8 protein-coding genes, 2 tRNA genes and 1 riboswitch are annotated in these 9325 nt (G+C 45.8%); all 10 genes read left to right on the top strand.

All coding sequences use genetic code 11. The features are described 5' to 3' along the window. The first annotated feature begins 93 nt into the window (after positions 1-93). The 10 genes from KJB35_RS26260 to thiH all read left to right on the top strand — a co-directional run bounded on the left by KJB35_RS26260 (position 94) and on the right by thiH (position 9093). Positions 94-170 (top strand) — tRNA-Asp (locus tag KJB35_RS26260). Positions 171-231: 61 nt separating this feature from the next. Further along, positions 232-308 (top strand) — tRNA-Trp (locus KJB35_RS26255). Between the two features lie 244 nt (positions 309-552). Further along, entirely contained in the window at positions 553-1935 is a 1383-nt protein-coding gene (locus tag KJB35_RS26250) for a multicopper oxidase family protein (RefSeq protein ID WP_213880926.1), read from the top strand. A gap of 123 nt (positions 1936-2058) precedes the next feature. Further along, positions 2059-2442, top strand: coding sequence for a fluoride efflux transporter CrcB (crcB, locus tag KJB35_RS26245; protein WP_005378811.1), 384 nt, complete (start codon positions 2059-2061; stop codon positions 2440-2442). Positions 2443-2502: 60 nt separating this feature from the next. Beyond that, positions 2503-2601, top strand: a riboswitch (TPP riboswitch). A 163-nt stretch (positions 2602-2764) separates the two neighbouring features. Beyond that, a complete protein-coding gene (thiC, locus tag KJB35_RS26240) occupies positions 2765-4705 on the top strand; it encodes a phosphomethylpyrimidine synthase ThiC (RefSeq protein ID WP_222717007.1) in 1941 nt (646 codons plus the stop codon). After that, positions 4705-6120 (top strand): thiamine phosphate synthase, encoded by a 1416-nt coding sequence (locus KJB35_RS26235; RefSeq protein WP_132937343.1) that lies wholly within the window; start codon positions 4705-4707, stop codon positions 6118-6120. The genes thiC and KJB35_RS26235 overlap by 1 nt, the downstream gene beginning before the upstream one ends. Next, positions 6107-6880 carry a HesA/MoeB/ThiF family protein gene (locus tag KJB35_RS26230; protein WP_064368864.1) on the top strand — a complete coding sequence of 258 codons (774 nt, stop codon included), beginning with the start codon at positions 6107-6109 and terminating at the stop codon, positions 6878-6880. The genes KJB35_RS26235 and KJB35_RS26230 overlap by 14 nt, the downstream gene beginning before the upstream one ends. A gap of 38 nt (positions 6881-6918) precedes the next feature. After that, positions 6919-7173 (top strand): sulfur carrier protein ThiS, encoded by a 255-nt coding sequence (thiS, locus tag KJB35_RS26225; protein WP_005378804.1) that lies wholly within the window; start codon positions 6919-6921, stop codon positions 7171-7173. A 5-nt stretch (positions 7174-7178) separates the two neighbouring features. Then, complete coding sequence (locus KJB35_RS26220) at positions 7179-7946, top strand: thiazole synthase (protein WP_005397059.1); 768 nt, start codon at positions 7179-7181, stop codon at positions 7944-7946. A gap of 34 nt (positions 7947-7980) precedes the next feature. Continuing rightward, complete coding sequence (thiH, locus tag KJB35_RS26215; protein ID WP_285469865.1) at positions 7981-9093, top strand: 2-iminoacetate synthase ThiH; 1113 nt, start codon at positions 7981-7983, stop codon at positions 9091-9093. The last annotated feature ends 232 nt before the right edge of the window (positions 9094-9325 follow it).

Genomic DNA, 9325 nt, shown 5'->3' with positions numbered 1-9325 from the left:
TAGGACATCGCCAGGCTTTAGTTTTATTTTCACTTTTTCGAAAAGTGAAGACAAAAGCGGACGCTTGCTTATTAAAGCGAGTGATACCACTGCGGAGTGGTAGTTCAGTTGGTTAGAATACCGGCCTGTCACGCCGGGGGTCGCGGGTTCGAGTCCCGTCCACTCCGCCACTTAATATCGACAACCTCGCTTATGCGAGGTTTTGTCAAATCTAGAATATGAAAATTCTATAGGGGTGTAGCTCCAATTGGCAGAGCAGCGGATTCCAAATCCGCGTGTTGGGAGTTCGAATCTCTCCACCCCTGCCACATATCAGGCTCTGACTTAGGTCAGAGCCTTTTTTGTATCTGGTTTCTTCTCATTATTACAGCTTATTTCTACTCTTATCCCGTAAGTATGGCTTTCTGCTGTACTTTGGCAGCATTTAATCTACTGAACGAACGAAACTACAGTTAGCTGTAATGATCAGTGGCCCGAAATTTTAATAATAAAGGGGAATCACTATTTATATTTAGTTACACTCAACCGATCTGGATTAATGAGTAACTATGTATGGATATATCTCGTCGACGCTTTCTTCAATCATCCTTAGCAATCTCCGCGCTTACCGTTCTACCTGCATGTTCTCTATCTAGGAGCACTAATAAGCAGGGACAATATATATACGATATCACTGCAGAACCTTCTACTGCAGAATTGGTCCCTGGGTTTAACACAGACGTACTCGCATTTAATGGTTCGATTCCAGCGCCTGTGATTCGTTGTCGCCAAGGCGAGAAAGTTATAATTCGGTTTACTAACAAGCTTTCAGAGCCGACTACAATCCACTGGCATGGCTTGCGAATCCCTATTGAAATGGATGGTGTCCCTTTCTTGAGCCAGCAGCCTATCATGCCAGGTGAAACATTCGTTTATGAATTTACACCACCAGATGCGGGCACATTTTGGTATCACCCACATATGAATAGTGTGAAGCAGCTTGGTATGGGCTTAGTCGGGCTAATTGTCGTTGAAGAGGCAGAGCCGGTTCAGTTTGATGAAGAGCATGAAGTCGTCCTCAAGCATTGGCATTTAGACAAACTAGGTCAGTGGAAGAACCTTATGGTGCCGCGCTTGAGCGCTCGTATGGGGACTCCCGGAGAGTGGAGTAGCGTCAATGGTGTGCATGAACCTGTTTATACGCTGAAGCAGAATGCCACTACGCGATTAAGAATTGCTAATGTCGATAATACCATTACTTACCCGATCGCTATTGAAGGTGCAGAGGCTTGGGTTATTGCTATTGATGGTAATCCTGTTAAAGCGCCTTATAAGCTCACTCAGCACAAAATTGGTCCGGGAATGAGGTTAGATATCGGATTGATTGCTCCGAAGGCTGGAACACGTGTTTATGTGCGTCAAATGAAAGGACGCTTCCCATTCCCTTTGTGCGAGTTTGACGTTGTTGAGTCTGACCTGTCGAACAACCAGAAACTGCCTTTATTACCTCTCAACCCTGTGCCAGCTCTCGATTTGAAAAATGCAGAGCAAATCGATTATGTGTTTGAGTGGGAGGGGGCGATCACTCCTGCTGATCAATCGGGCAAAGCGATCCCCCAATTCTGGCTGATGAACAAACGGGCTTGGGAGGGAATGAGCAAAGATAATATTCCAGCGCCGCTTTCAACATTGGAGATTGGAAAAACCTATATCTTCAACCTAAAGAACGTCACCCAATATCATCATCCTATTCATCTTCATGGACACACATTTACGGTTCTTGAGTTAGATGGCAAAAAACTCGACGAACCGTTTCATACCGATACGGTCTTACTTGGAAAAAACGGCAGTGCGAAAGCGGCATTTGTTGCAGATAACCCAGGGCGTTGGATGTACCATTGTCATGTAATTGAACATATGAAGACGGGTTTGATGGGTTACATTGAAGTAAAGTGACTCCCGTAACTTTTAAAATCTTGATAAGTTTTAAGCGCTATACTTTGCTGAATTCTAAGATTGTATAATCACTATTGCCGTAAATTTGATTACAATGTCGCCATTAACTTTTCTGGGGGAATTATGGGACAACTATCCGTTTTGGGTTTTATTGCATTGGGTGGTGCATTTGGTGCATGTTCTCGTTACTTAATTTCTGAACTTTGTGTCATTTTATTGGGGCGTGGTTTTCCATATGGTACGTTAACCGTTAACGTTGTTGGCTCATTTATGATGGGCTTATTGATAGCAGCTTTCGATAATGAACTTTTGGCAACGGAACCTTGGCGACAAGTGATTGGCTTGGGTTTTTTAGGCGCACTAACGACGTTTTCCACCTTCTCGATGGATAATGTTTTGCTTATGCAGCAGGGCGCTTTCTTTAAGATGGGGTTGAACGTATTGTTGAATGTCGTGTTAAGTATTTCAGCTGCGTGGATAGGCTTTCAATTATTGATGCGCAGCTAGCAAAGTAGTTAAAAATTGAACAGGTCGGCTTGGTTTCACCAAGCCGTTTTTATATACTGACATCACTTGTCGGAGTGCCATAAGGCTGAGACCGTTAATTCGGGATCCGTTGAACCTGATCAGATTAGAATCTGCGAAGGGAACAAGAGAAGATATTCACACCGGAGTTCTTTCTGGTTGACCTATCAAAAGTCGAATGTTGTTACAGGCAAATATCGTAAGCTTTAACTAGCCTTAATTTGACTCCTCTTGTCGCATCTATCCGCCAAGCATTTTTATCCAATTACTTTTTATCTAGTATAACAAAGCAAGGAAAAATGCTATGTCGAGTCGCAAACAAGCGAGACTGGAAGCAAAACAGTTCATTGATACACTCTCGGTACAACCGTACTCCAATTCAAGCAAAGTCTACGTAGAAGGCTCACGTCCAGATATTCGTGTGCCAATGCGTGAGATATCACTCGCTGATAGCCTTATTGGAGGCACAAAAGAAGCGCCTATATTCGAACCTAATGAGCCAGTACGCGTTTACGATACGTCGGGTGTATACACAGATCCAGAGCACACCATAGACCTCTATAGCGGCTTACCTAAGCTGAGAGAAGGGTGGATTGAAGAGCGTGCCGATACTGAGCTACTTGATGAAGTAAGCTCGGTATACACCAAAGAGCGCTTAGAAGATGAAACGCTAGACGATCTTCGTTACGGAAATCTACCACGTATTCGACGTGCCAAAGATGGCCATTGTGTGACTCAATTGCACTATGCTCGCAAAGGTATTATTACCCCAGAAATGGAATATATCGCGCTGCGTGAAAACATGGGGCGTGCCAAGTATCGCGATGAAGTGCTGAATCAACAGCATCCGGGTCAAAGCTTCGGAGCGAACCTACCAAAAGATATTACCGCCGAATTCGTGCGCAAAGAAGTCGCCGAAGGTCGCGCTATTATCCCTTCCAATATTAACCACCCAGAATCCGAACCAATGATCATTGGACGTAACTTTTTGGTCAAAGTGAACGCCAACATCGGTAACTCATCGGTCACTTCTTCGATTGAGGAAGAAGTAGAGAAGCTCGTTTGGGCGACACGTTGGGGTGGAGATACCGTTATGGATCTCTCTACTGGACGTAACATCCACGAAACTCGCGAGTGGATTCTACGTAACAGTCCGGTTCCGATCGGTACCGTACCAATGTATCAAGCGCTTGAGAAAGTGAATGGTGTTGCGGAAAACCTTAACTGGGAAGTGATGCGCGATACCCTGATTGAGCAAGCAGAGCAGGGCGTTGACTACTTTACTATCCATGCCGGTTTACTACTTCGTTATGTGCCAATGACTGCAAAACGCGTTACTGGCATCGTCTCTCGTGGTGGCTCTATCATCGCGAAATGGTGTTTAGCGCATCACCAAGAAAGCTTCTTATATACCCACTTCCGAGAGATCTGTGAAATCTGTGCTAAGTATGATGTCGCACTTTCTCTCGGTGATGGTCTGCGTCCTGGCTCGGTGGCCGATGCTAACGACGAAGCGCAATTTGCAGAGCTTCGTACCCTTGGTGAGTTAACCAAGATTGCGTGGGAATACGACGTACAGGTGATTATTGAAGGCCCTGGTCATGTTCCAATGCATATGATCAAAGAGAACATGGAAGAGCAGTTAGAGCACTGTCATGAGGCTCCTTTCTATACCCTTGGTCCATTGACGACAGACGTCGCTCCTGGTTACGACCATATTACTTCAGGCATCGGCGCTGCCATGATTGGTTGGTATGGCTGTGCAATGCTTTGCTACGTAACTCCGAAAGAGCACCTTGGTTTACCAAACAAAGAAGACGTGAAAGTAGGCATGATCACTTACAAGCTTGCTGCGCACGCCGCTGATTTAGCGAAGGGACACCCTGGTGCACAAGTTCGTGATAACGCGCTTTCTAAAGCTCGCTTCGAGTTCCGTTGGGAAGACCAATTCAACTTGTCGCTCGACCCAGATACCGCGCGTGCTTTCCATGATGAAACCTTGCCTCAAGAGTCTGGAAAAGTCGCTCACTTCTGTTCGATGTGCGGACCAAAGTTCTGCTCGATGAAGATTTCGCAAGAGGTTCGAGAATATGCGAAAGACACTGAGCAAGTTGCTGCGGACCAAGCTATCTCGATCAAAATGCTGGATGATCCTCTTGAGGGGATGCGTCAGAAATCGCAAGAATTTAGAGAGTCAGGCTCCGAGCTATACCACCCAGCAGCACATGCCGAGGTAAGTGACTAATGAGCAAAATCCTTATTCCGTCATCATTGATTGAACTGACAGGTTTAGTTCAGCAATGTTTGTTGTTGGCGAAAGAACAGGGTTTTAGCATCGAAGACATTGAGTTGGGTGTGAGCCCAACTCAATCTATTCAGCTTGTTCGCGACCAACAGATTACACATATAACGACTGACCTTATTGGTGGACATAACTTTGAGCCTGAGTGTTCATTTACTCTCTATTACCGTTCTGCTTTGTCGGTAGAAGCGTGTGCTAAGCAACCGTCGAAAGCGATTTATATTGGCATTGCTGATACGCAGGTTTCCGATGAAAAGGAGAAAGTGCTTCAGCTTGATATCTGGCGTCACCCAATCAACGACGAAGTGAGAGCGCTTTCTGTTAAGTCCAAACTCAACGCAATGTTCGATCCCGAACATCACCTTGCTTGGACAGTAACGCTGACAGTACTCGATTTTCCTATCGAAGATGCGTTAACACTTGCTCGAGGAATGCTAACTCAACAAGCGAATGTTTCACGTGAAACACTGTTGAATGACAACCTTGACGAGGGAAGATCTACTCAGTGGGCTGATCAATTTGATGATTTCCCCATACCTGTACTGGAGGATAAGCGACTAGGTATTCAAGTTGGTTGGTCTGCACAAGGCGAGAGTGTTAGCTTTCCAACTCTAACTAAGCAAAGTCTAGGGCTCTATCCAGTCGTTGATGATGTTGCTTGGATTGAGCGTCTACTGCCACTAGGCATCAACACTATTCAACTGCGAATCAAGAACCCACAACAAGCCGATTTAGAACAACAGATCATTCGAGCAATTGAGCTAGGTCGTCAGTATCAAGCACAAGTGTTCATCAATGACTATTGGCAGTTGGCAATCAAGCATGGCGCTTATGGCGTTCACCTAGGACAAGAAGACATAGAAGAATCGAATTTGGCTCAGCTAACTAAAGCCGGCATTCGTCTTGGTCTTTCTACGCATGGTTATTACGAACTACTGCGCATCGTACAAATTCATCCTAGCTACATCGCACTAGGGCATATTTTCCCAACCACCACAAAACAGATGCCATCGAAACCACAAGGCTTGGTGCGCTTGGCACTGTATCAAAAGCTGATTGATAGCATTCCTTATACAAACACAGAGGCTGCTTTCCGTCCTTCAAAAGACAAAGCAGTTAGTGACAATGTGCTTGGCTTTCCGACGGTTGCGATTGGTGGTATTGACCAATCTAATGCAGCCCAAGTTTGGCAAACAGGTGTTTCTAGTTTGGCAGTTGTGCGAGCTCTTACGTTGGCAGAATCACCTCAATCGGTCATCGAGTTCTTCGCACAACTGATGAAGGAAAGACAGCTAACGTTTACTGATAAGAATATTGAGTTGGCGCATAGCAAGAGAGGTGAGCATGCTCACGGATAAGCAGTTCCTTCGCTATCAACGCCAAGTCGCTCTGCCTGAAATTGCTGAAAGTGGGCAAGAGTGCTTGAGCAAATCGCATGTGCTGATCATCGGTTGTGGTGGGTTAGGGAGCGCAGCGAGTTTGTACTTGGCATCAGCGGGTGTTGGTAAATTGGTTGTGGTCGATGACGATGAAGTTGATAGCAGTAACCTACAACGTCAGATCATTTATCGTGAGCAAGACATCCAAGTTGCGAAAACAAAAGCGACTGTAAAGCAACTCACTGAACTTAATTCTATGGTCCAAATTCGTGCTCTCAATAGGCGATTAGACAAAGCACAGCTGCAGCTTGAGGTGATGCTAGCGGATGTGGTGCTCGACTGCACCGATAACATGCCAACGCGCCAGCTCATTAACCAAGTTTGTTTCGAGCAAAATACACCGCTCATCTCGGCGGCGGCAATTGGTTGGCAAGGGCAATTCGCTGTCTTTGATTATCAAACACCAAGTGAACAAGAAGCGCAGAGTAAAGCGTGTTACCGCTGTTTGTATCCGTTTGACGAATTACCGCAAACGCAAAAGTGCAGTGAGAGCGGTGTCGTCGGTCCGGTGGTGGGCACACTTGGCAACTACCAAGCGATTGCGGCAATTCAAAAATTGGCGACGGGAAAGTTTCATGTCGAGACTGCCAAGTTACACCTGTTCGATGGATTGAAGCTGCAATGGCAAACCATGGCGATAAGTAAAGATAAACAGTGCCAAGTGTGTGCTCAGATTTAGTTTACGAGTAATGGCCAGAATTAAGAGAGTTGGAAGCAATGACGTTATCAGAACAACAAACAACACAAATGACAGCTGCTGACTTAGATGTGATCACTATTGTCATCAATGACCAGTCACATCAAGTTGCCAGTGAGTCAAATCTACAGCAAATCATTAGTCAATTTGCGCTGCCTGAAATGGGCTGTGTTTTTGCAATTAATAACAATGTTGTGCCGCGCAGTGAGTGGGCTAGCACAGTTCTTTCACAGGGAGATAGCATCTCTTTGTTTCAAGCGATCGCAGGGGGTTAAAGTCGATGCTTAAAATTGGTGATAAACAATTCGAATCAAGACTGTTCACGGGAACAGGGAAGTTTGCCAACAGCCGATTAATGGCAGAAGCGATTCAAGTCTCGGGTTCTCAACTTGCGACCATGGCGTTGAAGCGTGTGGATGTGAACGACCAACAAGACGATATTTTGCTGCCGTTAGTACAAGCGGGTGTGAACTTATTGCCGAACACCTCAGGTGCAAAGAATGCTAAAGATGCTGTGTTTGCAGCACAATTGGCGAGAGAAGCGTTAGGTACAAACTGGTTAAAACTAGAAATTCATCCAGACCCGAAGTACTTGATGCCCGATCCAATTGAGACACTAGCAGCCGCTGAGCAACTGGTTCGTGAAGGCTTCATTGTCCTTCCTTATTGTCATGCTGACCCGGTTCTGTGTAAACGATTGGAAGAAGTAGGCTGTGCTGCAGTCATGCCATTAGGTGCGCCGATCGGTTCCAACAAAGGGATAGTTTCTCACGATTTCCTAGAGATCATCATCGACCAAGCTAATGTTCCTGTCGTTGTTGATGCGGGTATTGGTGCTCCTTCACATGCCGCGCGTGCGATGGAAATGGGCGCGGATGCCGTGCTCGTCAATACTGCGATTGCAGCTTCGAGCGATCCCGTTGCGATGGCGAAGGCATTTAAGTTGGCGGTAGAGTCGGGGCGTATGGCTTATGAAGCCGGACTTGCTGGTAAGGTTTCTCATGCGGTTGCGTCGAGTCCACTGACGTCATTCCTAGATGAGCTTTAGTCCTAGATTGGTTTAGCTATTAAGCGAGGAAAACATGAGCTTCGTTGAACAATTTAAGCAGCTGAATTGGGATGACATTTCAATGTCGATCTACGCGAAAACGGCACAAGATGTCGAGCGAGCATTGAATAAACCCAAGCGTGATTTGGAAGACTTTAAAGCGCTAATTTCACCAGCGGCTGAAGCGTACTTAGAGCAGATGGCGCAGCTGTCATATTCGGCAACTCGTAAGCGCTTTGGTAATACCATGTCGCTTTACATTCCATTATACCTCTCTAACTTGTGCGCCAATGCCTGTACTTATTGCGGCTTCTCAATGGAGAATAGAATCAAGCGTCGTACCTTGAATCGGGACGAAGTGGCAGCAGAAGTCGAAGCCATCAAGCGCATGAAGTTTGATAGCGTATTGCTGGTGACTGGCGAGCACGAAACTAAAGTGGGTATGAAATACTTCCGCGAAATGGTGCCGATGATTAAGCAACGTTTTAACTATTTGGCGATGGAAGTGCAGCCACTTGATCAAGACGAATACGCTGAGCTCAAGACATTGGGTTTAGATGCGGTGATGGTTTATCAAGAAACGTATCATCCTTCGACTTACGCCGAGCACCATCTGCGTGGCAATAAGATGGATTTCGAATACCGATTGGATACACCCGATCGTCTTGCAAAAGCAGGCATCGATAAGATTGGTATTGGCGCATTGATAGGGTTGGAAGAGTGGCGTACCGACTGTTTTTATGTGGCAGCGCACTTGGACTATCTTGAGCGCACATATTGGCAGACTCGTTACTCAATTTCTTTCCCACGTTTACGTCCTTGTAAGGGCGCGCTACAACCCAAATCAGTCATGACGGATAAGCAACTTGTTCAGCTGATTTGCGCTTATCGTTTGTTGAATCCAGAAGTGGAGTTGTCATTATCGACTCGTGAATCACCAAAGTTCAGAGACAATGCATTACCGTTAGGTATCACCAGTATGTCTGCTGCATCTAAAACTCAGCCGGGCGGTTATGCGATGGATGATGTTGAACTCGAGCAGTTTGAGATCAGCGATGAACGAAGCGCGGCTTCTGTTGAAGATATGATTCGAGCCAAAGGCTTTGACCCTGTATGGCGAGATTGGCACTCAGCGTATTCCGGTTAAGCAATAAATAAAGTCACTGGTCATCGTTATGTTTCACGTGAAACATAAGTAAAAAAAGAGGGTTGATGCAAAACATCAACCCTCTACTTTTTCTAGCTTCTAGCTTCTAGCTTCTAGCTTCTAGCTTCTAGCTTCTAGCTTCTAGCTGTGTGCTACTGGTATTGTTGCTTGACGAAGCCACTCTTTCACATCGCCTTCAACTAGCGGGCTGATCTCATCCCTTACTTTCTGA

The organism is Vibrio sp. D431a, assembly GCF_030248655.1.
Taxonomy (GTDB): Bacteria; Pseudomonadota; Gammaproteobacteria; order Enterobacterales; family Vibrionaceae; genus Vibrio; species Vibrio alginolyticus.
The sequence above is the reverse complement of the archived record's forward strand: the minus strand, read 5'-3'. Positions and strand labels throughout refer to the sequence as shown.